This window comes from Pseudomonas sp. Sample_9 (assembly GCF_004307535.1).
In the GTDB taxonomy this organism is placed as follows: Bacteria; Pseudomonadota; Gammaproteobacteria; order Pseudomonadales; family Pseudomonadaceae; genus Aquipseudomonas; species Aquipseudomonas mercuritolerans.
This window is the reverse complement of record NZ_RAZO01000114.1, coordinates 1-23,288: the sequence shown is the minus strand read 5'-3', so window position 1 is coordinate 23,288 and position 23,288 is coordinate 1. Positions and strand designations below refer to the sequence as shown.

The 23,288-nt window shown below is 57.9% G+C and carries 17 protein-coding genes and 1 pseudogene; 12 read left to right on the top strand and 6 right to left on the bottom strand.

Annotated features, from left to right (window positions below):
• Positions 1-102: 102 nt before the first annotated feature.
• The 4 genes and pseudogenes from glyA to D6877_RS06010 all read left to right on the top strand — a co-directional run bounded on the left by glyA (position 103) and on the right by D6877_RS06010 (position 5,668).
• On the top strand, positions 103-1,359 hold the full coding sequence (glyA, locus tag D6877_RS06030; RefSeq protein WP_130910181.1) for a serine hydroxymethyltransferase: 1,257 nt from the start codon (positions 103-105) through the stop codon (positions 1,357-1,359).
• Between the two features lie 37 nt (positions 1,360-1,396).
• Positions 1,397-1,495, top strand: a pseudogene (locus tag D6877_RS29825) (serine dehydratase beta chain); the annotation flags it as partial.
• A 905-nt stretch (positions 1,496-2,400) separates the two neighbouring features.
• Positions 2,401-3,201, top strand: a complete 801-nt coding sequence (locus D6877_RS06015) for a hypothetical protein (RefSeq protein WP_130910180.1) — start codon at positions 2,401-2,403, stop codon at positions 3,199-3,201.
• Between the two features lies 1 nt (position 3,202).
• Entirely contained in the window at positions 3,203-5,668 is a 2,466-nt protein-coding gene (locus D6877_RS06010) for a DEAD/DEAH box helicase (RefSeq protein ID WP_130910179.1), read from the top strand.
• A gap of 574 nt (positions 5,669-6,242) precedes the next feature.
• On the opposite strand, the gene D6877_RS06005 is transcribed toward D6877_RS06010, so the two are convergent.
• From D6877_RS06005 to D6877_RS05985, 5 genes are all read right to left on the bottom strand, one after another.
• On the bottom strand, positions 6,243-6,758 hold the full coding sequence (locus D6877_RS06005; RefSeq protein ID WP_130910178.1) for a cupin domain-containing protein: 516 nt from the start codon (positions 6,756-6,758) through the stop codon (positions 6,243-6,245).
• Between the two features lie 104 nt (positions 6,759-6,862).
• Entirely contained in the window at positions 6,863-9,265 is a 2,403-nt protein-coding gene (locus tag D6877_RS06000; protein ID WP_130910177.1) for a TonB-dependent receptor, read from the bottom strand.
• Positions 9,266-9,332: 67 nt separating this feature from the next.
• Positions 9,333-10,283 carry a FecR domain-containing protein gene (locus tag D6877_RS05995; RefSeq protein ID WP_130910176.1) on the bottom strand — a complete coding sequence of 317 codons (951 nt, stop codon included), beginning with the start codon at positions 10,281-10,283 and terminating at the stop codon, positions 9,333-9,335.
• On the bottom strand, positions 10,283-10,792 hold the full coding sequence (locus tag D6877_RS05990) for a sigma-70 family RNA polymerase sigma factor (RefSeq protein WP_071172436.1): 510 nt from the start codon (positions 10,790-10,792) through the stop codon (positions 10,283-10,285). The genes D6877_RS05995 and D6877_RS05990 overlap by 1 nt, the downstream gene beginning before the upstream one ends.
• An 81-nt stretch (positions 10,793-10,873) precedes the next feature.
• Entirely contained in the window at positions 10,874-11,770 is an 897-nt protein-coding gene (locus D6877_RS05985; protein WP_130910175.1) for a helix-turn-helix domain-containing protein, read from the bottom strand.
• 162 nt (positions 11,771-11,932) lie between these two features.
• Between D6877_RS05985 and D6877_RS05980 the strand changes: the two genes are divergently transcribed.
• From D6877_RS05980 to D6877_RS05955, 5 genes are all read left to right on the top strand, one after another.
• Complete coding sequence (locus D6877_RS05980; RefSeq protein ID WP_122881066.1) at positions 11,933-13,291, top strand: glutamine synthetase family protein; 1,359 nt, start codon at positions 11,933-11,935, stop codon at positions 13,289-13,291.
• Between the two features lie 192 nt (positions 13,292-13,483).
• Positions 13,484-14,572 carry a polyamine ABC transporter substrate-binding protein gene (locus D6877_RS05970; protein ID WP_130910173.1) on the top strand — a complete coding sequence of 363 codons (1,089 nt, stop codon included), beginning with the start codon at positions 13,484-13,486 and terminating at the stop codon, positions 14,570-14,572.
• Positions 14,569-15,870 (top strand): FAD-binding oxidoreductase, encoded by a 1,302-nt coding sequence (locus tag D6877_RS05965; protein WP_130910172.1) that lies wholly within the window; start codon positions 14,569-14,571, stop codon positions 15,868-15,870. Before D6877_RS05970 ends, D6877_RS05965 begins: the two co-directional genes overlap by 4 nt.
• A 245-nt stretch (positions 15,871-16,115) precedes the next feature.
• Positions 16,116-17,771 carry an MlaD family protein gene (locus tag D6877_RS05960; RefSeq protein WP_130910171.1) on the top strand — a complete coding sequence of 552 codons (1,656 nt, stop codon included), beginning with the start codon at positions 16,116-16,118 and terminating at the stop codon, positions 17,769-17,771.
• A 17-nt stretch (positions 17,772-17,788) separates the two neighbouring features.
• Positions 17,789-18,334 (top strand): PqiC family protein, encoded by a 546-nt coding sequence (locus D6877_RS05955; protein ID WP_130910170.1) that lies wholly within the window; start codon positions 17,789-17,791, stop codon positions 18,332-18,334.
• A 6-nt stretch (positions 18,335-18,340) separates the two neighbouring features.
• Here D6877_RS05955 and D6877_RS05950 read toward each other — a convergent pair whose 3' ends face one another.
• The gene (locus D6877_RS05950) at positions 18,341-19,279 is read right to left on the bottom strand and encodes a tyrosine-type recombinase/integrase (RefSeq protein ID WP_347233401.1); all 939 of its coding nucleotides are present in this window, start codon (positions 19,277-19,279) and stop codon (positions 18,341-18,343) included.
• Between the two features lie 243 nt (positions 19,280-19,522).
• On the opposite strand from D6877_RS05950, the gene D6877_RS05945 reads away from it, so the two are divergent.
• The 3 genes from D6877_RS05945 to D6877_RS05935 all read left to right on the top strand — a co-directional run bounded on the left by D6877_RS05945 (position 19,523) and on the right by D6877_RS05935 (position 23,166).
• Positions 19,523-20,902, top strand: a complete 1,380-nt coding sequence (locus D6877_RS05945; protein WP_130910169.1) for a UDP-glucose/GDP-mannose dehydrogenase family protein — start codon at positions 19,523-19,525, stop codon at positions 20,900-20,902.
• 242 nt (positions 20,903-21,144) lie between these two features.
• On the top strand, positions 21,145-22,323 hold the full coding sequence (locus tag D6877_RS05940) for an MFS transporter (RefSeq protein WP_130910168.1): 1,179 nt from the start codon (positions 21,145-21,147) through the stop codon (positions 22,321-22,323).
• A gap of 156 nt (positions 22,324-22,479) precedes the next feature.
• A complete protein-coding gene (locus D6877_RS05935; RefSeq protein ID WP_071172429.1) occupies positions 22,480-23,166 on the top strand; it encodes an HPP family protein in 687 nt (228 codons plus the stop codon).
• Positions 23,167-23,288: the final 122 nt, after the last annotated feature.

The following is a 23,288-nucleotide window of genomic DNA, read 5'->3' as shown; positions in this document are numbered from 1 at the left end:
CCGAGTCATTCATCCAGCACGTTTACGTTTGCTGCTGGAAGCGCTTCTGCGCGCTTGATTTCCTGATCCGAACAAAAATAAAAGTTGAAGGAGAAATAAACAATGTTTAGCCAGCATGACCAAATTCAAGGTTACGATGATGAACTGCTGAGTGCGATTGACGCTGAAGAGCACCGTCAGGAACAGCATATCGAGCTTATTGCCTCCGAGAACTACACCAGTCAGCGGGTGATGGAAGCCCAAGGCAGTGGACTGACCAACAAGTATGCTGAGGGTTACCCGGGCAAGCGTTACTACGGCGGTTGCGAGCATGTCGACAAAGTTGAGCAGTTGGCAATCGACAGAGCCAAGGAACTGTTTGGTGCAGATTACGCCAACGTTCAGCCGCACTCCGGTAGTCAGGCTAATGCCGCTGTTTACCTGGCACTCCTCCAGCCGGGTGATACAGTATTGGGGATGAGCCTTGCTCACGGTGGACATCTGACTCACGGCGCGAAGGTCAGTTTATCAGGCAAGCTCTACAACTCGGTGCAGTACGGTATCGATACTGTAACGGGACTGATTGATTATGATGAGGTAGAGCGACTGGCGGTCGAGCATCAACCCGAAATGATCATCGCCGGCTTTTCCGCGTACTCGAAAACCCTGGATTTCCCGCGCTTTCGCGCGATCGCTGATAAGGTCGGCGCCTATCTATTTGTCGATATGGCCCACGTGGCCGGATTGGTAGCGGCAGGCCTGTATCCGAATCCGCTTCCATACGCGCATGTGGTCACGACCACTACGCACAAAACGCTTCGCGGTCCTCGTGGAGGTTTGATTCTTGCCAAAGGTAATGAAGATCTTGAGCGCAAACTCAACGCCGCGGTCTTTCCAGGCGGGCAGGGCGGTCCATTAATGCATGTGATCGCCGCGAAGGCTGTGTGCTTCAAGGAAGCGCTTGAACCTGGCTTCACCACGTATCAACAGCAGGTGATCAAGAACGCCAAGGCGATGGCTAGTGTGTTTATCCAGCGTGGTTATGACGTGGTCTCGGGTGGGACCGACAACCATCTGTTCCTTGTCAGCCTGATTCGGCAACGTCTGACGGGCAAGGATGCCGATGCCGCTTTGGGCCGCGCGCGTATCACGGTCAACAAAAACGCCGTGCCAAATGACCCACAGTCGCCATTCGTAACTTCTGGCTTGCGCATTGGAACACCTGCGGTGACTACACGTGGATTCCAGGAGCCCGAATGCAGCGTCCTTGCCAGTTGGATCTGCGACATCCTCGATAAACTTGGTGATGCCGAAGTTGAGGCTCGTATCGCTGCGCGGGTTTCAGAGTTGTGCGAGCGTTTCCCGGTCTACAAAGCCTGATCATCCACCAGCATTCGCTGCGGAGTTTAGTAGGTCGCTGACTGGTTTCGATCTGTTCAAGCTGGGCATCGGTCCTTCCAGTGCGCACACCGTCGGGCCGATGCGCGCTGCCGTGCGCTTTGCCGGGGGCTCAAGGATCAAGGCTTGCTGGAGGAGAACCGTGAATACACAGTCGGAAAGGCTTTTCACGGGAGGTCAGTAGCTATACGGGAAACGCCGGAGGACGGCATCTACGATCTCTACTGGGAGTAGACATCGTATCGCCCGAATCGACTTGAACTTGCAGATCGTTACGGCAGGTAAAAAGATCTAAAACCGTCCACCATGTCCCCTGTACACACAGGCGGAGAAAGTCCATTTGCTTTATCGAGAAAGAACACTTGGCGATGATCCAGGCGCGCTGTTCCTACCCGGGAGGACTGGCAAAGGGTAGTGGATATTACGTTCGTCAACATAAAACTGTTCTACGAAATCCTCTTTTCGATCGTAGGTTATAGAGGTGAACGAATCTACTACGAGAGTCGTGGATTTCCATCTGGGCTGCCTTTAGTTGGGATTGGCACGACAGCATAAGCCGAGGGGGGATAGTGGAACTGCGACCATGAGGTAGCATGCGGAGGGATTGACCGCTACTTCGAAGCCGCCCGGGTCTGCGCGGAATTCAAGTCAAAACTTAAACGCGTCAGCCCCATGGTCAGTGACGCATTGAGTAAAAGGCCTGAATGGGCAGTAGGCCACAACACAGCGCTGCACCAAGCTCGTGTGGTGCTCAATGTCTATCTGTAGACCTGTTTATCCATCCAGCTCCGAGACAATCTCCAACGATTTGCACCAGAATTGTCCTTAATCTTGTTTACCTCCCCCATCTATCACGCTAATTTACGTCAACGCTGGCATAGTGCCGCTATCGGGCGTATCTAATTAGCCTTCGCATACGCGCACCACAGCCCAGCTGGTGCCTTCCCAAATTTAGGGCGGGATCATTGATCGTACGTTGCAACCGCATGAGGATTCTGCGGTGTGGCTCTTGTGGGAAGTGTTATGGATGGCGTCAGCTTCAAGCAGGTAGACCAATATGCGCTTTGTTGTGTCGAGAATTTTTCTGATGAACTCAAGCTCGCGCTGAGGGAGAACCTCACACGGATCTGCCATGGTGCTGATCAGGCCAGCAAGGACAGGGCGATCTACAAATACCCAGCGACGATCAAGCACTTCTGGAACGAACGCTACTCCAAGAAACCTTGGGAAACCCGGATCGGCATGCTGGGCGAGCTTCTGTCCCATGTCATCATTCTGAAGCTCTTCCCCGACTTCGACGTAGTCTCTCCATTCTTCAACATGGAAGAAAAGAGCATCCGGAAGGGGTTCGATCTGCTCCTGTACGAGACTTCAACCAACAACGTCTGGATCACCGAGGTCAAGTCGGGCGGCAGAGGGGCAGACAAGACCTCTTGCTCGGCTACCAGCGCGCAGTTGCGTCTGGCTCGGGATGATCTCAAGAAGCGCTTAGCTGAGCCGGAGCTCAATCACTGGCTCAACGCAATCAATGCCGCGAAAAATGCTATCCATAACAAAGCCAACTACCGGGACTCCGTAATTGAAATTTTGGAGCTGGAAGGTGATTTAGCCGAAGAAAACGGTGCGACCGCTTCGGACAACAATGTGTTTCTCATCTCCGCTCTTTTCAGCGATGTCACCCAGGCCGTCGCCGAGAAGACCGTGTCGAAATTCACAACCAAGCTTGTGGCTGATGCAGTGTTCAAGACGGTGTGGGTGCTATCCCTACACAAGGGCACTATGGAAAAGTTGGAAGAGTTCTTAAGGCTGGAGACGGAGCAGTAGCATGGAAGAGCTGACCATCAGGAAGCTGGGCAACACCAAGTTCAAAGACTTGTATTTCCAACTCCTCAAGGGAGAAGAATTGGATAGCACGGAGACAGTGAAGCTTCTGGCTATCGCAGTGCTCCTCCTCAATCACAAGACCCCCGAAATTCGCCGCCTTGGCTACCGCATCATCCTGTTCTACGGGAATTCATCTGGTCAATACCAGGCGCTGTACGATGTGGCACTCAACAGTGGCCTGCACCCTGTCTCTGCAGTGATCAGTAGTTACTTTTCCAAGGAAGACCACCGCAGCGAGTCATTCATCCGAAATATCGTAGGTAGCTACGTCGATACCTTCCGCGATCAAGGCATCGTACTGACTGAACAACAGGACGCCCTTCGGACATTTGTTCAATCGGAGTACCGTAAATCCTCAGTCGTGATTGCTCCGACCAGCTACGGCAAATCTGAGCTCATCATCCAATCTGTGAAGGAAAATCCGGAGCAGCGGGTGCTGATCCTCGTGCCCTCGAAGGCCTTGCTGGCGCAGACGAAGAAGCGCTTGATCTACGCAGACATCGACGGGCTGGGTAAGGTGGTGACCCACCCCGAGATGTTTTCGGTGGAGCGGAATAACAGGGCGTTTGTCCTGACTCAGGAGCGACTCAATAGGCTCCTGAACGAGAACGCCGGGCTGACCTTTGATATGGTTTTCGTCGACGAAGCCCACAATCTGCTGCAGAGCGACCGCAGAAGTGAGTTACTCGCCGCCGTGCTATGCATCCTCGGAGCTCGTAACCCGGAGACGTCGTTTAAGTTCCTTACACCTTTCCTGTGCGATGAGCTCAATGTCCGTGTGCGCTTCCTGGACATGATCCCGAACGGGTTCAAGATCGACGAGTACATCAAGTCCGAACGTTTCTACATCAGGGATTTCAGGGCAGGGAAGGGCGAGACGAAGCTCACGCTTTACGATCACTTCCTGAATGACTCGATGGAGTTCGACAGGAAATACGCCAACTGCTTCGAGCTCATCCAGGGCGAAGCGCTGTCTAAAAATATCGTTTACGGTAACAAGAAGAAGGGCATTGAATCGTTTGCTGTCGAGCTGGCAGGAGTGCTGCCACCCGTGGATTGCCCATTGATTCAGACCGCATGTGACGAGCTGGAAGAGCTTTTTGACCGGCGCTACAAGCTGATCAGCTGTTTACGAAAGGGGGTCATGTACCACCATGGTTCGATTCCTGACACCATCCGCCTGTACTTGGAGAACCTGTTCAGCAGTTCCAAGAAGATGAAATTCCTGGTCTGCAACTCGACCCTTCTTGAGGGTGTGAATCTGCCGATCGAAAGGCTGTTTGTCTATGACTTCACCAAGGGCAAAAGCTACCTGACCTCATCCCAGTTCAAGAACCTCGTGGGACGTGTGAACCGCTTCAGTGAAGTCTTTGCACCTGGTGCGGAAGCTGCGCTGAAGAAGCTGGAATCCAGCATCTACCTGCTAGGCGTGGATGGTTATACAAGCAAGCGGGCTGATCTCGAAAACTTCTATAAGAAGGCCGTGAACGTCTCGAAGGTCGACAAGGATAACGTCAGCAATGTGCTACTGGAGGCGACCAAGATCGTCGATGGGAAGGTATCGGATCGGTACGAGGATGCCGTTGAGCGCCTGGAAAACCTGCACCCTGGTGTGGTTCGAGATCGAGAGTGTAAGTACGTTACCACTGAGGTAGGCAAGCTCCTCATCGCAAATAGCGTCAGTGAAATCGATGTATTCGAGCAGGAAGAGGCCATCGACAGCATGATTAGGCGGAGCATTGAGGCAAACGGTGTCATCAATACCGTCGATAGGCTGATGGTTGCCATCTGGAAGTCTTTCGTCGAGTACTTTGACGAAGGCCGAGAGTACAGCGATCTGCTGCGTCTTAAGCAGGAGCCAGCGCGGAACTTCTATGCCATGATTCTGGACTGGAAGCTGAAGAAATACAGCGTGAAGCAGACCATCCGATTTACGCTCGATTACTGGAAGAAGCTGGTCGAGGAAAAACGTAGTGACCATGTGTTTGTCGGCAAGTGGGGAGACACGACCTATGGCGATAGCAAATTCGAGAACTGGGTAAGGATTTCCAAAAAGGATGTCACTGAGCGGATCAACCTGGCGATTGTTCGCCTCAAGGACGAGGACGATTTCTTCGACAACAAGATCTTCAAATTCGTCGAGGTACTAAATGGCGTAGGCGCCTTGGATTCTGGTTTCTACAAGCTCATCAAATACGGCACTGCTGATGACACCAAGATCAAGCTCATACGCGATGGGTATAGCCATGGCCTGGCGGATCTGATGCTCGAACGTTATCCAGAAACGGTGCGTGCAACGCTCGGCGGTGAAATTGAAGTGAGCCCTCGTCTCGTCAACATGATGATCAAAAACGAGGAGAGCGATCTGTTGATTTTTGAAGCGAAGATGAACCTTAAACCGGTCTGATAGATGCCCTTGAAAATACCTGTGAGGTTGATCTGGTAGCCTGCCTGGCGGCTACCAACAGCACGTTGCGAAGATAGCTCAGCTGGAGCCGAAGGAGCTGAACGGTCAACCAGTTCTTCGTCGGAAGCGTAGACTGGCGCCTTGATGGGAGGATTGAGATTGTGATCAGGATCCTGGTTTTGAAACCTGAAGACTCCATGCTCAGAGCCGACGAGAATCTTGAAAGCCAAGGAGTTAGGGGGGCGGATGTCGTCGATTTGGGTTGATTCTGGTGATTCGTGGCAAAGTCCGGCTTTTAGGTACGGGTGACAGCGAGCAATCTAAACAACCCACAGACCTGATTTAACTATGGAAGATGTCATATGTTCATAAGAAGCGCGCGGGCCTCGAAATTCCCCACGCCCAGGATTGGACAGGATTTCTGAGGCCATTCGCATCCTTGATTTAACATAATATACATTACACGTAACAAAGTATTACAACGTTAGCATGGTCACACAGGAAATTTGAATCTGCGTTGGCCGCTTCAAGACCAGCTTTCCCTATAAACTGCATTCTTCCCAATCTACAGCCCTCATCCATCATCACGCGTCAGCTTTTCAATCAGCGCTCCGTGCTGTGGAAACTGTGCCGTGAGTTTTGCGCGATTACCGATTTCCATGTCTGCGAAATCAAACCCAGGCGAAACCGCTTCGCTGATCAAGCCAAAGCCATTTGAGCCTTCCAGTAATCGAGAGGCTTTCCAAATTCCACCCGGTACGTGCAACTGCAGTTGCTGACCAGCCAAAACATCGCTGCCCATCACCAGCGTTTGCAATGAGCCGTCGGCGTGGATCAGGTTGTATTCGATGGCGTCGCCCAACTGAAAATAATGCAGGATGTCGGACTGGTTGAAATGAAACTGGCCCGCCGGCGATTGCTCAGTGAGCAGATAGTAGATCGAGGTCAGCAGATAACGCGGGCCTTGCTGCGTTTCGAGGCAGGCACGGTGATCGGCTTGATAGGTTCTGCGGTAATAACCGCCCTCGACATGAGGCTGTAGATTCAGCGCAGCAATCACATCAAATGCGTTCGGCTTGCGCTGAATCATGGTTTTCTCCGTTATCGGTAATGATTTTTTGTTAGCTCAACTAAACGGTCATTTAGTGTAGTTAACGTATTATCGACGAAGATCGATGCAATCACCCTACTATCCTAGAAATCCACGGTCGCCGAAAGCAGATACGTTCTCGGCGTAGAAAGCGTCAATCCCGGCTCACTGTCATCCGATGCACCCGCCGAGCTCCAATAGCGTTTATCCAACACATTCTCGACATTGGCCCGCAAGGTAATGGTCTTCTCGTCCAGCTTGAAAGCATAGCGTGTGCCTACGTCGAGCCGTTCCCATGAGTCGATTTCCTTGTCGTTCGACTGGTCCAGATACTGCGAACTTGAGTAAATACCGCGACTGGTCAAGGTCAAACCCTGCACCGTGGGCACGTCCCACTCCGCACCAAGGTTGACGTTGTATTTCGGCGTCGCCGGTGCGCGGTTGCCGTCGAATGTGCCGTTGGTGGTGTGGGTCAGTTCGCTGTCGATGTACATCACACCGCCGAGCAATCGGAACCCCTTGAGCGGTTCGCCGAACACGCTCAGTTCTACGCCGTTGTTCTCACGCTTGCCGTTCGGGCCGAAGACTCGCGTGGTCGCATTGGTTTCGTAGGCAGGCTGTTTGATGCGGAACACCGCTGCCGTCAGCGCGTATGCGCCGGCGTCGTACTTGGCACCGACTTCAACTTGGCGGCTGATGAATGGCGGGAAGATTTCGTCTTCGTTGATAGATGTCGATGGCGCGATCTTGCCTTGGCTGAGGCCTTCCATGTAGTTGGCGTACAGCGAGAGTTTGTCCGTCGCCTTGAACAGGATCCCGCCCGATGGCGAGACTTTTTCCTCATCGTAAGCCGTGTCGCCCTTGATGCCGTCGCTCCAGTCATCGACTTTGACTCGCTGCCAGCGCGCCCCCAAAGTCAGCAACAGACGATCGTCGAAGAAGCCAAGCGTGTCGGACAACGCCACGCCGCTGAAGCGGTTCTCGGTGTAGACCTTGGCGTCATTGCGGGTCGGCGTGCCGGGCCTGGGGATTTCCACCGGGTCGTAGAGGTTGCTGCGCCCGGCCGCGTAACGGGCGCCGCCGTTTTCGAAGTCCATATAAAAGTAGTTGGCCGCCAGGTTCACTTCATGGCTGACCGGTCCGGTCTGGAACCAGTTACGAACGCCAGCGGTAGCCGTGCGAACGTTCTCGTCGCGAGTGAAGTCGCGCGGCTGAACGCTGAAATCGCCGGCATCGTTGCTCACCGAAACGGCATGGCGCAAGAAGTCGTGATTGCTTTTGCGGGCGCCGACGCCGCCATACAGCATGACCGAGTCGCTGACATCGAACTCGCCGTTGACTGTGCCGAAAGTGTCTTTGGTGCGCGCCTGGCTCCAGGGTTGCGCATAGTTATCGCGCACATCATTGGCGTTCGGCACCTTGGCATTGGCCGCGACTTGTACGCGTTCCTGCGGTGCGTCGGTGTCGCGTTCGGTGCGGCCGATATCGGTGGAAAGTCGCAAGCGTTCACCACGGAAATCCAGACCAAGGACCGCCATGTCGCGATCGACACTCTGATGATCCCATTCGGTATCACCGGACTGTTTAACCCCGTTGAAGCGCAGACCGAATTGGTTTTCGTCACCAAAACGCCGTCCGACATCCACCGCGCCGCCGGCTTGGTTGTTCGAGGCGTAATTGGCTGTCAGCGAGGTGATCGGCTTGTCGGTCGCGCGTTTCGGCACGACGTTGATCCCCCCTCCTACACTGCCCCGTGGCGAAATCCCGTTGATCAATTGGCTCGGGCCTTTGAGGATGTCGACGCGATCGGCCATTTCCATGTCGATGGTGTAAGTCGGCAAGATTCCGTAGAGGCCGTTGTAGGAAACGTCACTGTTGAACAGGCTGAAACCACGGATGGTGAATTGCTCATAGCGGCCACCGGCCGGGTTGGTTGCGCGTACCGAAGGGTCGCTGCCGATCAGGTCGCCAAGCGTGCGCGCCTGTTGGTTTTTCACCGTTTCGCTGGTGTAGGTGGTCATGCTGAACGGGGTTTCCATAAAATCTTTGGAGCCCAACAGCCCTTGCGAGCCACGCCGTGCGACCTGACCGCCGGCGAAGACGTCGGCATCCGCAGAACCGCTCGCGCCGAGAATCGATGTCGGTGCCAGTTGCAAGGTGCTGCCTTGCGCTGCGGGCACCAGCGTATAAGCCTGATCGCCGACCGGTTGCAGCTGCAAACCGGAGCCCAGCAACAACCTGCTGAACCCCTCCTCCACACCGAACTCGCCGGACAATCCATTGCTGTTACGGCCGCTGACCAGCGCCGGATCCACCGAAAGATTGACTCCAGCGAGACCGGCGAACCGCGTCAGCGCGGCACTCAGGCTACCGGCCGGCACCTGATAACTGCGGCGGCTGCCGTCGTCGGCCCAGCTCGATTGGATCAACACGGGGCTGGCACTCAGGCTCAGCAACAGACTCAACTGCAACAACGGACGCAAACGACCTGGAAATACTGCGGGCATTGGAAGAAGCTCTCGATTTTGTTCACTTGCCTGGAATGACCAGCGAGGCGAAAAAAAGGGACAGGCTTCAGCCAGTTTTTTCTGCGCGCGTTACCAGTGACACCCAAAATCGCGTTCGCCTGTGCACGTCGACGGGCAAACTGGCTGCCAGCAGTGCCAGCACTTGATCGGTATCGTCGAGGCGGAAACTGCCGGTGATGCGCAGCGATTCTAGCGCCGGATCCCAGCGCAGCACTCCCGAGCGGTAGCGACTCAGCTCGCGAAGGAAATCACCCAGCGCCTGGTTTTGCGCCATCAGCACACCGTCGCGCCAACCGGGCATCAATGCATCGAATGCCGTCACTGCCCCCGCGCCCGAAGCTTGCAGGCTGACTTGCTGGCCCTGCTGCAATACCAGCGACGGGCCTTGAAGTGGCTGCAATGGCACCGAACCACGCAACACGCAGACCTGGCAATCGCGCGCATTGAGGCGCACCGAGATGTCGCTGTGATTGACGATCATCCGCCCATAAGCCGCGTTGACGATAAAGGCTGAATCGCCCGCCACGTTGAGCGCCATCTCGCCACGAATCAGTGACAGCTGACGTGCAGGCAGATCGACATTCACCGCGCTGTCGGTGTTGAGTTGCAATGAAGAGTCCTGGGCCAACTGCACTTTGCGCCGCTCGCCAGTGCTGGTGTGCAAATCGGCGCGCCAGACCTCCAGCGGCAGCTCCCGACTGATCAACCACGCCGCCGGCACCAGCGCCGCCACGCCCAAGGCACGCTTGAGTGCCGCGCGCCGCGCCGGATCCGGCCGATCCAGCGTGGCCATGGCCAGTGTCGGCGGCAAACCTGCGAAACGCTGGCGAAGCTGTTGGATTTTCTGCCAAGCGTTTTCGTGGCGACTGTCACTGGCGCGCCAATACTGCAATCGGGCGTGATCTTCATCACTGGCGCCGCCGGATTCGAGCAAGGCCAGCCATTGCGCCGCCGCCCTCGCCACTTCCCGCGTTTCATCGCTGGGGGCAACGCGCATCACAGCTCCACCAGCAAGCAATGCTCGTACGCCTGGGCCATGTAGCGTTTCACCGTGCGCTCAGAAACCTGTAAACGCTCGGCGATCTCGCGATAGCCAAGGCCCTCGAGTTGACTCCAAAGAAATGCCCGACGCACCGCACGCGGCAAGCCATCGAGCAACTCATCCAGCGCCTGCAAGGTTTCCAGCAGCAACCAGCGCTGTTCCGGCGACGGTGCGCACGCTTCCGGCAATTGCGCCAAGGCGTCGAGGTAGGCTTTTTCCAGATGGCGCCGCGTGTAGAAATTGCTCAGCAGCCGTTTGCCGACGGTGAGCAGATACGCGCGCGGCTCGCGCAATTCGGCCAGTGGCGGCGCGTTGCACAGGACGCGCAGAAAGGTGTCCTGACTGAGGTCCGCCGCATCCCACGCATTGCCCATGCGCCGGCGCAGCCAGGTTTCCAGCCAGCCGCGGTGCTCGCGGTACAACTGCTGCAGGCTCTGCTCCGACGGTGACGTGGCTTCAATCATCTCAAGAGACCCTGCGCGAAGGTAGATTCAAATGAGACTGATTCTATTTAACTTCTCGAAGGACACAAAGCCTTTTTCTGCTCAACGCTTGAGCGTTTCGCTCGGCAGCTCCTTGAACAGCGCGTGGTAACTGCTGGAAAACCGCCCCAGATGCCAGAACGACCAGCGCATCGCCACTTCGGCAACGGTGGTTTCCGTGGGCCTGCGCTTGAGCAATTCACGGTGCGCACTGTTCAGCCGCCTCAGCCGTAACCAGTGGCTCGGGGTCATGCCGGTGTAGGCCTTGAACGCCTGCTGCAACTGGCGCAGCGGCACACCGGCGACGTCGGATAGTTCGAGCAGATTAACCGTGTCTTCCGGCGAATCTGCCGCCCACTCCCCCACTCGTTTCATGATTTGGCGTTCGTCGTGGCGCCGCTGCAATCCACCGCGATCGAGACGAGTTTGAGCGTTGTCGAGGATGAACAGACAGTCCTCGAGCAGTTGCCGAGTCAGGCGATCTTTATCAAGTGGATCAGCAGCTTGCGACAACTTCGTGAGAATCGAGCTTAACCAGCCGCTGAACAAAGCGTTCTGTCCGCAGTTCAGCGGCGCCATGAACAACCCTTCGAGCTTGGCCACTTGCAGGCCGTGCTCGCGGACAAAATCCGCCCCGAACACCACGGCGATTTCCCGATAGTTTTCCGGAGTGATCCAGATGTTGCGGCTCTCTTCGTTGAGCAGATACAGCACGTTGTCGCTGCGATCAAAGCAGAACGCCAGAGCACCGGATGGCGCACTGAAATTCTGCTCGACCCGGGTGTTCATCTGTTCTTCGTAGACCTCGACGCCCTGCAGATCCAGATAACGAATCTGCCCGGCGAAATGCCCCGGCGACATCTGCTGGTAATGCTGGACCCAACCCGGTGTGGCGCGGATTTGCTCGGCCACGTCGGCGGTATTGAACGCTTGTACCTGGAGCAGATTGCACGTTGTCATGGGGTGACCTTGCGCACTCTTTTGGTGCGCTTTGGTGCTGCTGAAAGTGGATAGATGGAATCGCGAGCCGCGCCCAAGATAGTCGCCAACGCGCCACAGGGGAAGGGGCGGAAGATGAAACCCGCCCTCCCCGGCGTCTACAAAACCAATAACGAGGTCTTTATGAACGCCCCTTTCGATCAGCTGTTCACCTGGCTGAAAGATCACAAGATTACCGAAGTCGAATGTGTGGTCAGCGACCTGACCGGCATCGCCCGCGGCAAGATTGCACCGACCAACAAATTCCTGCATGAGCGCGGCATGCGCCTGCCGGAGAGCGTGCTGCTGCAAACGGTAACCGGGGATTTTGTCGACGACGACATCTACTACGACCTGCTCGACCCGGCCGACATCGACATGGTCTGCAAACCGGTTTCCGACGCCGTGTACGTCATTCCGTGGGCCATCGAGCCGACCGCCATCGTCATCCACGACACCTTCGACAAGTTCGGCAACCCGATCGAACTGTCGCCGCGCAACGTGCTGAAGAAAGTTCTGCAGCTCTACACCGACAAGGGCTGGAAGCCGATTGTCGCGCCGGAAATGGAGTTCTACCTGACCCAGCGCTGTGAAGATCCGGACCTGCCGCTCAAGGCACCGCTGGGCCGTTCGGGCCGTGCGGAAAGCGGCCGCCAGTCATTCTCGATCGATGCCGCCAACGAATTCGATCCGCTGTTCGAAGACGTCTACGACTGGTGCGAACTGCAAGGCCTGGACCTCGACACGCTGATCCACGAAGACGGCCCGGCGCAGATGGAAATCAACTTCCGTCATGGCGATGCGCTGGATCTGGCCGACCAGATCACCGTGTTCAAGCGCACCCTGCGCGAGGCGGCGCTCAAGCACAACGTCACCGCGACGTTCATGGCCAAACCGATCGGCGACGAGCCCGGCAGCGCCATGCACCTGCACCAGAGCGTGGTCGAGATCGCGACGGGCCAGCCGATCTTTGCCGACGCCGAGGGCAACATGAGCGAACTGTTCCGTCATCACATCGGTGGCCTCCAAAAATACATCCCGAAAGTCCTGCCGATGTTCGCGCCGAACGTCAATTCGTTCCGCCGCTTCCTGCCGGACACCTCGGCACCGGTCAACGTCGAATGGGGCGAAGAGAACCGCACGGTCGGCCTGCGAGTGCCGACTTCCGGGCCTGAGTCGATGCGCGTGGAGAACCGCTTGCCCGGCGCCGACGCCAACCCGTATCTGGCGATTGCCGCAAGCCTGCTCTGCGGCTACATCGGCATGGTCGAACAGATCGAGCCGAGCGCGGCAGTCGAAGGCCGGGCCTACGAACGGCGCAATCTGCGCCTGCCCATCACCATCGAAGAAGCCCTGACGCAGATGGAAGAGTGCCCGAAAGTGGCCGAATACCTGGGTAGCAAATTCGTTCGCGGTTACGTCGCGGTCAAACGCGCCGAGCATGAAAACTTCAAGCGCGTGATCAGCTCGTGGGAGCGGGAGTTCCTGCTGCTCAGCGTCTGACCGCGCAGCTGTCCCTGTGGGAGCGAGCCTGCTCGCGAAGACGTCGGCACACTCACCATAGATGTCGACTGAAACACCGCTTTCGCGAGCAGGCTCGCTCCCACATTGGATCTGTGATGTACCCAAGAAGTGATAACACCACAGACGAATGTGCAGCGCCTGAGAATTCCAATAAATCCAAGAGGTGTCGATATGCGTCTATTGAAATCCGTACTCCCGGTAGCACTGAGCGTGCTGTTCAGTGCCGTAGCCCACGCCGAGTCCCAGGTCAGTGTCTACAACTGGACCGACTACATCGGCGAAACCACCCTCGCCGACTTCCAGAGCAAGACCGGGATCAAGGTGATCTACGACGTCTTCGACTCCAACGAAACCCTTGAAGGCAAACTCCTCGCTGGTCGGACCGGATATGACGTGGTAGTGCCGTCCAACCACTTCCTCGCCCGTCAGGTAAAGGCCGGGGCGTTCATGAAGCTCGATCGTTCACAGTTACCAAACTGGAAGAACCTGGATTCGAAACTGCTTGAATTGCTTGAGAAAAATGATCCTGGCAATGCGCACTCGGTGCCTTACCTGTGGGGCGCCAACGGCATCGGTTATAACGTCGATAAGGTCAAGCAAGTGCTCGGCATCGACCACATCGATTCCTGGGCCGTGCTGTTCGAGCCCGAGAACCTCAAGAAGCTGAGCCAGTGCGGCGTGTCGATGATGGATTCCGCCGACGAAGTCTTCCCGGCCATCCTCAACTACATGGGTATGGACCCGCGCAGTGAAAACCCTGAAGACTACAAAAAGGCCGAAGCCAAACTGCTGAGCATCCGCCCGTACATCACCTATTTCCATTCTTCCAAATACGTGTCGGACCTGGCCAATGGCGACATCTGCGTCGCGTTCGGTTACTCCGGCGATGTGTTCCAGGCGGCCAACCGCGCCAAGGAAGCCAAGAACGGTGTGAATATCGCTTACGCCATCCCCAAGGAAGGCGCCAACCTGTGGTTCGATCTGCTAGCGATCCCAGCCGACGCGAGCAACGCTAAAGAGGCGCACGCCTTCATCAATTACCTGCTCGATCCGCAAGTGATCGCCAAAGTCAGCGCCACCGTCGGCTACGCCAATCCGAACCCGGCGGCCAAGCCGTTCATGGATCAGGAACTGGTCACCAACCCTGAGGTTTACCCGCCGCAGTCGGTGCTCGACAAACTCTACATTTCCTCGACCCCGCCCCAGGCGATCATGCGTCTGATGACCCGGTCGTGGAGCAAAGTGAAGTCGAACAAATGAATCAGCACAGCGCACAACACACCGGCTCTTATTACGCCGCTTCTGCGCGGGCGAGCACGCCCTACCCTGCGCTGGATGGTGATTTGCTTGCCGACGTCTGCGTAATCGGTGGCGGCTTCACTGGCGTCAATACCGCGATTGAGCTGGCCCAGCGCGGTCTGTCGGTGGTGTTGCTCGAGGCGCGGCGCATCGGCTGGGGCGCCAGCGGGCGCAATGGCGGTCAGCTGATTCGCGGTATCGGCCATGAAGTCGCGGGGTTCGCCCGTTACGTTGGCCAGGACGGCGTGCGCTATCTGCAGCGCGCCGGCATCGATTCGGTGGAACTGGTGCGCCAGCGCATCACTGAAAACGCCATCGACTGTGATCTGCGCTGGGGCTTTTGCGAACTGGCCAACACCGCCGCGCAATTCGCCGCGTTCAAGCAGGAACAGGACAGTCTCGCCGAACTCGACTATGCCCACGAAACCAGGCTGGTCGGCCCGCAGCAGATCCGTGAGCAAGTGGTCGACGCTGGTGTGTACGCCGGCGGATTGATCGACATGGGTTCGGGCCATTTGCATCCGCTTGATCTAGTCCAGGGCGAAGCGCGTCTCGCGGCATCGCTGGGCGTGCGGATCTTTGAGCAAAGTCCGGTGCTGGAAATTCTCCATGGCCCGACCGTCGAGGTGCGCTGCGCCACGGGTTCAGTGCGCGCGGGCAGCCTGGTGCTCGGTTGCAACGCGCATTTGGATGACCTGGAACCCAAACTCAGCGGCAAAGTGCTGCCCGCCGGCAGTTACATCATCGCCACCGAGCCGTTGGACGAAAGCCGCGCCGCGCAGTTGATTCCGCAGAACCTGGCGCTGTGCGATCAAAAAGTCGGGCTGGACTATTACCGACTCTCGGCTGATCGACGGCTGCTTTTCGGCGGCGCTTGTCATTATTCCGGGCGCGATCCGGCGGATATCGCTGCCTACATGCGCCCGAAAATGCTGAAGATATTCCCGCAACTGGCCGATGTGCGCATCGACTACCAATGGGGCGGCAAGATCGGCATTACCGCCAACCGTTTTCCTCAGGTTGGCCGGCTCAAGCAGCACCCGAACGTGTTTTACGCGCAGGGTTATTCCGGTCATGGCCTCAACGTCACGCACTGGTGCGCGAAGCTGTTGGGCGAAGCCATTCATGCCGGGCACAGCCAGGGCATGGACGTGTTCAGCGGCGTGCCGCACATGACCTTCCCCGGCGGCCCGGCCTTGCGTTCGCCGCTGCTGGCGCTGGGCATGTTCTGGTATCGCCTGCGCGAAATGCTCGGCTGAGCCCGCCAAGATTCTGGCCCCTGTAGGAGCTGCCGAAGGCTGCGATCTTGGGACGCAGAGCGTCCCGGGCTGCATTCCCACGCAGAGCATGGGAACGATCAGGTCGCAGCCTTCGGCAACTCCTTGCACCGCAATCGCGTCCCACTCCAGCTATACACATTTGCTCTATCGCCAAGCACTTCTATATTGAGGAAGTGCTTTTGCGTTCCTGACGCTCAGTGCCCGATTAATTGAGGAGGACATGGATGAAGTCGTCAGCCAGCGATGAGCCGCGAGCACCCGGTCAGGCGCCGATCAAAACCCGCCGTTTCGCTATTTCACTGGTGTGGATCGTGCCGATTGTGGCGGTGCTGGTGGGCATTTCGCTGGTGATTCACAACATCCTTCAGGAAGGCCCGGTCATCACCGTCACCTTCAAGACTGGCGATGGCCTCACCGCCAACAAGACCGAAGTCAGATACCGCAACGTGGTCATTGGCCATGTCTCCGACGTCGAACTGGCCAACGACCATAGACATGTCAACGCCACGATCAAACTGGCCAAGCAAGCCGAAGCCTTTACCCGCGAGGACTCGCAATTCTGGGTCGTGCGTCCCCGTATCGGCGCCGGCGGTGTCTCGGGCATCGATACGCTGCTGTCGGGCGATTACATCGGCGCCGACATTGGCCAGGCCAATACCCGCTCGAAAAACTTCAAGGGTCTCGAGAATCCGCCGCCGATTACTTACGGCGAGCCGGGCAAGCGCTTCACCCTGCATACCGCCGACCTTGGCTCGCTGGACATCGGCTCGCCCGTTTATTACCGCAAGATTCCCGTCGGCCAGGTTGTGTCCTACGCGCTGGACCCGGACGGTAAAGGCGTCAATATCGAAGTGTTCGTGCATTCGCCCAACGATGTCTACGTCACCGAAAATACCCGCTTCTGGAACGCCAGCGGTATCGACATCAATGTCGGCGCCAACGGCTTTGCAGTGAAAACCGAATCGCTGTCGACCCTGCTGGTCGGCGGCATCGCATTCCGCGCTCCGGACTACAGCCCCGACGATAAGCCGGCCAGCGACGACAAGAGTTTCGAGCTGTTCGCCAATCAGACCGCCGCCCTCGCCCCGCCCGACGGCAAGGCGCAATACCTGTCGCTGCGCTTTGATCAGGCCTTGCGCGGCCTCAAGGTGGATGCGCCTGTCGAGTTTCTCGGTATCGAAATCGGCCGGGTGGTGGCGGTCAATCTCGACTTCGACGAGGTCAAGCGCACCTTTCCGGTGAATGTCGGCATCGTCATTTATCCGCAGCGACTCGGCCGTGCCCACGCGAAGATTCTCAAGACCTACCATGGCGACGAAAACGACGAGGCCACCGGCGCGCGCCTGATCGGCACATTCATTGAAAACGGTCTGCGCGCCCAGGCCCGCAATGGCAACCTGCTCACCGGTCAGTTGTATATTTCGCTGGATTTCTACCCCAAAGCGCCGAAAGTCGCGTTCGACCCCAAGGCACGGCCCGTCACCATTCCGACCGTCCCTGGCAGCCTCGAACAGTTGCAGGAAAAACTCGAGGCGATGGTCAACAAGATCAACGCATTGCCGGTTGAACGCATCGCCAGCAACCTCGACGGCAATCTGGTCGAGCTGCGCAAGGGCCTGAAGCAGTTCAATGCCAAGACCCTGCCGGGCGTGCAGAGCACCCTCGCCGACGTCAGCAAGACGTTGCAGTCGGCCAATTCGACGTTGGCCGAGGACTCTCCGCAACGCGAGCAACTCACCGAGACCCTCGACGAGCTCGGGCGCATGTCGCGCTCGTTGCGTGAATTGTCGGATTACCTCGGTCGCCACCCTGAGTCGCTGATTCGCGGGCGTCCCGACAACGCCGCGCCGCTGGACCTCAAAGGACCGCCACGTAATTGAGCACAGGAGCTGAATCCATGGCTTTACCGTTGAAGATCACCGTGCTCGCTGCCTTCGTGCTGCTGACTGCGTGCCGTAGCGACCCGATCAGCTTTCACACGCTGGTCCCGGCGCAACCGGGCGCCAGTCGCAACGGCGCCGACATCGCCATCGAAAGCATCAGCGTGCCGCCGCAGGTCGATCGCGCGCAGATTGTGATTCGCCAGGGCAACAGCGGCGTGGCCATCCTCGATACCGACTGGTGGAGCGCCACGCTTGCCGATGAGTTGCGCGGTGCGCTGGCCGATCAATTAAGCGGCGGCGGCCAGCATCGAGCATCGGTGCGCGTCGATGTGCAGCGCTTCGATTCGATTCCCGGCCAGTACGCCTTGATCGATGTGAAATGGCGAGTGCGCCCGCTGGATGCAACGGACGCGGCGCTGCTCACCTGCCGCTCGGTGTTGCAGACGCCTTCAGGGCCGAGCATCGAGGAACTGGTGACGGCGCAGCAGAGCAACGTCAAACGCCTTGCTGCGCAAATCACTCAGGCTGCGAGCGGCTCGCGCTGCCCGGTGCAAAACTGACTCAGCCTACAAATCGAAGCGATCCACCGCTCGCCGCCGCTCGTTGTCATCGCGCACATCGTAGTTGGCGGTTGTCTGGATATTGCTGTGATGCGCGAGTTTCTGCGCGATCGACAGGTCGTGCTCTTCGATCACCCGGGTGATGAATGAACGCCGAAAATCGTGGGGCATGATTTTCACCCCGACCTGCGTACCGCGCTGGCGGGCAATGTAGTAAATCGCGTGTTTGGTGATGCGCTCGCGGGTGATGTGGCTGCCCCGGCGAATGCGATTGAACAGAAAAGCATCGTCGCTCTCGCCTTCCTTGAGCTGTGAACGACGCAGTTCCAGCCAGGCGTCGAGCTTGGCAAAGGCCCAGGCCGGCGCGTACTTGATCAGCTGTTTGTTGCCCTTGCCGGTGACGGTCAGGCTGCGCTCTTTGAAGTCGACTTGACTCAGATCCAGATCCACCGATTCCGACTTGCGCATGCCGGTGCCATACAGCAACGCTATCACCGCCGCATCACGCAAGCCCTGCGGGCGCGGGTCGGCAGCGCAGACTTCCATCAGTTCGTGGATCAGCGTGCGCTTGAGGTTGCGCCCTTGGGACAGCCGCGTGCCGGCTATGCCCTTGACCGAACGCATCTTCAACAGGTGATCCTGGCTGATCAGGCTCATGCGCCACGCCTCGTTCATCACCCCGCGCACGGCGTTCACGTAAAGCGACGAGGTGTTCGGTGCATAACCGTCGGCACGCAAAGCGGCGACCAGCGCCACCACATCTTCCGGTTGCAGGCCGTGCCAGGGGATTTCTTCGATATCGACGTCCTCGAAACCGAGGCGGTCAGCGGCATCTTGCAGCACATAGCGCATGGTCAACTGGCTGGAAGGTGCCAGTCGCGCCAGGTAAACGGTCAGCGGATTGCTGTTGGACGGTGTGGGTTGGGTATTCGACAAATCACTCAAACGAAACGGCCTTGAAATAAAAAACGATTCTACAGAAACAATAAATGCATGAAATGAAACGCAAAAAACAGCATGACTCAATGAAAGGGGTTGCCGCGAAAGGCCGACAACCTGCCGTTCGAGGCAATAAAAGTCAATCGGGCATTCCCCGAACGGTCTGTTTGCTGCTTTATCAGCACGGTAGGCGAACTGAAACATCGCGCTCTTATGTTCAGTGCAGGGAACTGCAAGCAGGAGTGCGACATGAAGATCACGGTGTTTGGCAGTGGTTACGTCGGTCTGGTGCAAGCGGCGGTGCTGGCCGAGGTCGGTCATGACGTTGTGTGCATGGATGTAGACGCGCAGAAAATCGAGCAGTTGCGCCAGGGCCACGTCAGTATTTTCGAGCCGGGGCTGGCCAGCCTGGTGCGTGAGGGCCTGGATTCGAAACGCCTGCAATTCACCACTGATGAGCGACTCGCGGTGTTGCATGGGCGGGTCGCGTTTATCGCGGTGGGCACGCCGTCACGGGAGGACGGTTCGGCGGACCTGCGCTACGTGCTGTCGGTTGGCGACGCGATTGCCAGGCATCGTCAGCAGCCATTGATCGTGGTGGAAAAGTCCACGGTGCCGGTGGGCACGGGCGACGCTTTGCGCAGCCACATCGAAAAGGCCCTGATCAAGATTGGCCGCCTGCTGCAGTTCGATATTGTCTCCAACCCGGAGTTTCTCAAGGAAGGTTCAGCGGTTGCTGATTGCCGGCGGCCGGATCGCATCGTCATCGGTTGCGAAGGCGCTGAAGTGCGCGATGTGATGCGCGATCTGTACGCGCCGTTCAACCGCAACCATGACCGCATCATGTTTATGGACCTGCGCAGCGCCGAGCTGACCAAATACGCCGCCAACTGCATGCTGGCGACCAAGATCAGTTTCATCAACCAGATCGCCGAACTCGCCGAGCACCTCGGCGCGGACATCGAATCAGTGCGCCAGGGCATCGGTGCCGATACGCGGATTGGCTATCACTTTATCTATCCGGGTTGCGGCTACGGCGGTTCGTGTTTTCCCAAAGACATGCGCGCGTTGATTCACAGTGCCGAACAGGCGCATTGCTCCAGTGATCTGCTGCAAGCGGTCGAGGCGATCAACCAGCGCCAGAAGCACAAATTGTTTGAGCGCATCAACGCGTTCTACCGGGGCGATTTGCGCGGCAGGACCTTTGCCCTGTGGGGCCTGGCGTTCAAGCCCAACACCGACGACATGCGCGACGCGCCGAGCCGGGTTCTGCTCGAAGATTTATGGGCTGCGGGGGCCAGCGTGCGCGCGTTCGATCCGGAGGCCATGGTGGAAACCCAGAATCTCTATCCAAACGAATCAAAACTGATGCTGATGGGCACGCCGGAATCGGTACTGGCCGGCGCCGATGCGCTGATCATCTGCACCGAATGGCAACAGTTCAAGGCGCCGGATTTCGAGCTGATCAAACAGCGCCTCAATAGCCCGGTCATCTTCGACGGCCGTAACCTGTACGATGCCGGACGCCTGGCGCGCAATGGCTTCCAGTATTTCCCGATGGGGCGCGGTGAATCGTGCAAGTTGCCGATCACCTTGCGGCAGAGGCCAGCGGAGTCGGATGTGGCTTGAACTGGCCCTGTGGGAGTCATTGCAAATTGTGAGCTACACAGACCCTGTGGGAGCGAGCCTGCTCGCGAATACGGTATGTCAGCGACATCGCAGGTGACTGATCCGCCGCCTTCGCGAGCAGGCTCGCTCCCACAGGGAAATCATGTGTTCCCATGGACGCTGGTATATCAGCTTGACCGGTGGCGACTGCCCAGAGAGGATGGCGTTCGCCCAGGCTTCCCGAATAAGGACATTCCCCTTCCGTGGCCATGTATTCGCCGTTCATTCGCCGGTTGATGATCAGCTCGCTGACCGTGGTCATCAGCCGCGCCCTGGTCAGCCCGTTGCTGACACTGTTCCTCAGCAACAAGCTTGGACTCAATCCGCAGGATGTCGGCTTGCTGCTCGGCATCGCCGTGTTCAGCGCCACGCTGCTGTCGCTGTACGGCGGCTACATCATCGACAAGCTGGACAAGCGCCAGTTGCTGATTGTGGCCATGCTCTCCAGCGGTATCGGTCTGATCCTGCTGACCTTCGCGCAGAATCTGTATCTGGTCACCCTGGTGCTGATCATCAGCGAAACCGCGTCAGCGCTGTTCCTCATCGGCTCCAAGGCGATCCTCAGTGAAAAGCTGCCGGTGGGCCAGCGGGTCAAGGCGTTTTCCCTCAATTACACGCTGACCAATATCGGCTACGCCGTCGGCCCGATGCTTGGCGTGGTGATTGCCGGGGTGCAGCCGTCCGCGCCGTTCATCGTTGCCGGTGCGATCGCCATTGGCAGTATTTTTCTGCTGCTCGGCGCAGTCCGCGATGTCCGTCCGATAACAGCCGCCAGCGCGCCGCAGAGTTTTCTCAACACGCTGATGATCCTGAAAAACGACCGCACCATGGTGCTGTTCACCCTTGGCTGCCTGCTCAGCACATTGGTGCACGGACGCTTCACCCTGTACCTGTCGCAATACCTGCTGGTCACCCACTCCCAGCAACAGACCCTGGACACCATGGCCGCCCTGCTCGCCTGCAATGCGATCACGGTGATCCTCCTGCAATACCAAGTGGGTCGCTGGCTCAGCCGTGAGCACCTGCGTCACTGGATTGCCGGCGGTACCGCGCTGTTCATCGTCGGTTTGATCGGTTTCAGCGTGGCCGACAGTTTGCTCGGCTGGTGCGTCGCGATGTTCATCTTCACCCTGGGCGAAATGATCATCTACCCGGCCGACTTCCTCTTTGTCGACACCCTGGCCCCCGAGAGGCTGCGCGGCAGCTACTACGGCGCGCAGAACCTCTCGGCACTTGGCGGCGGCGCGAGCCCGGTGCTATGCGGGTTTTTGCTGATGCATACACCTGCGCCGAGCATGTTCTATGCCTTGAGCGGCTTGGCAGCGCTGGGCGGTTATCTGTGCTTCGTCAGTGCTCGGCGCACTGCTTCAATGCAAAAATAGTGTACTAAAACTGCATTTATATGAATTTGTCAGCATCGAATTTGCGCGGCAAACTACGCGCGTTCCTCCCCCAATGTTGGAACGCTTCGAGGGCTTTCCGGATATGCCGGACAAGTCCTTTTTTTTGCCCCGGATTTTGTAAAGGATCAGTTCTACATGCTTGCTCGCTGGTTGCCCGCTGCCATCAACACCCGCCCCACTGAATGGAGCCGTGCCGCGATCGGCATGGGCCTGGGCACGCTGTTCAGCGTGTGGATGTGTGCGCAGGTGTTCGGCCATGACGTTGCCTTTCACCTGGTCGGCCCGCTCGGCGCTTCGGCGGTGCTGCTGTTCGCCGTGTCCTCCGGCGCCCTCGCCCAGCCATGGTCGATTCTCGGCGGCTACCTGTGTGCCGGCGTGGTCGCCTTGCTGGTGGCCCATGTGCTTGGCCGTACGCTGGGCAGCGCCTGCCTCGCCGCCGGCATGGCGGTGATTCTGATGTGCTGGCTGCGTTGCCTGCACCCGCCGGCCGGCGCATTGGCGCTGACGCTGGTACTGGCCGACCCCGCAACCATCGCCATGGACTGGAAAGCCATGGAGCCGGTGATGCTCGGCGCCCTGTGCATGCTCATCAGCGCGCTGGCCTATAACAACCTGACTCGCATTCGCTACCCGAAACGCGCTGCTGACCCGGCACCGCCAGTGGTCCCGGTCGACCGCCAGGCGATCACCGCCGAAGACCTCAAACTTGCGCTGGCCGACATGGAAGCCTTCATCGACGTCACCCCCGAAGACCTCGAACGCCTGATCCACGCCAGCGAACTGCACGCCAAGCGCCGCAGCATTACCGAAACGTTCAGATAACCCCTTTGTAGGAGCTGACGAGTGCAACGAGGCTGCGATCTGTTGATCTTGCTTTCAAGATCAAGATCAAGATCAAGATCAAGATCAAGATCAAAAGATCGCAGCCTTCGGCAGCTCCTACA

What these genes read in the sequence shown, in the direction of transcription:
- D6877_RS06010 (WP_130910179.1), top strand. Translation starts at nt 3,203, where the DNA reads ATGGAAGAGCTGACCATCAGGAAGCTGGGCAACACCAAGTTCAAAGAC.
- D6877_RS05995 (WP_130910176.1), bottom strand. Translation starts at nt 10,283, where the DNA reads ATGCGCGTTGCCCCCAGCGATGAAACGCGGGAAGTGGCGAGGGCGGCG.
- D6877_RS05965 (WP_130910172.1), top strand. Translation starts at nt 14,569, where the DNA reads ATGAATCAGCACAGCGCACAACACACCGGCTCTTATTACGCCGCTTCT.
- D6877_RS05990 (WP_071172436.1), bottom strand. Translation starts at nt 10,792, where the DNA reads ATGATTGAAGCCACGTCACCGTCGGAGCAGAGCCTGCAGCAGTTGTAC.
- D6877_RS05955 (WP_130910170.1), top strand. Translation starts at nt 17,789, where the DNA reads ATGGCTTTACCGTTGAAGATCACCGTGCTCGCTGCCTTCGTGCTGCTG.
- D6877_RS06015 (WP_130910180.1), top strand. Translation starts at nt 2,401, where the DNA reads ATGGATGGCGTCAGCTTCAAGCAGGTAGACCAATATGCGCTTTGTTGT.
- D6877_RS05985 (WP_130910175.1), bottom strand. Translation starts at nt 11,770, where the DNA reads ATGACAACGTGCAATCTGCTCCAGGTACAAGCGTTCAATACCGCCGAC.
- D6877_RS05980 (WP_122881066.1), top strand. Translation starts at nt 11,933, where the DNA reads ATGAACGCCCCTTTCGATCAGCTGTTCACCTGGCTGAAAGATCACAAG.
- D6877_RS06005 (WP_130910178.1), bottom strand. Translation starts at nt 6,758, where the DNA reads ATGATTCAGCGCAAGCCGAACGCATTTGATGTGATTGCTGCGCTGAAT.
- D6877_RS05945 (WP_130910169.1), top strand. Translation starts at nt 19,523, where the DNA reads ATGAAGATCACGGTGTTTGGCAGTGGTTACGTCGGTCTGGTGCAAGCG.
- D6877_RS06000 (WP_130910177.1), bottom strand. Translation starts at nt 9,265, where the DNA reads ATGCCCGCAGTATTTCCAGGTCGTTTGCGTCCGTTGTTGCAGTTGAGT.
- D6877_RS05970 (WP_130910173.1), top strand. Translation starts at nt 13,484, where the DNA reads ATGCGTCTATTGAAATCCGTACTCCCGGTAGCACTGAGCGTGCTGTTC.
- D6877_RS05960 (WP_130910171.1), top strand. Translation starts at nt 16,116, where the DNA reads ATGAAGTCGTCAGCCAGCGATGAGCCGCGAGCACCCGGTCAGGCGCCG.
- D6877_RS05935 (WP_071172429.1), top strand. Translation starts at nt 22,480, where the DNA reads ATGCTTGCTCGCTGGTTGCCCGCTGCCATCAACACCCGCCCCACTGAA.
- glyA (WP_130910181.1), top strand. Translation starts at nt 103, where the DNA reads ATGTTTAGCCAGCATGACCAAATTCAAGGTTACGATGATGAACTGCTG.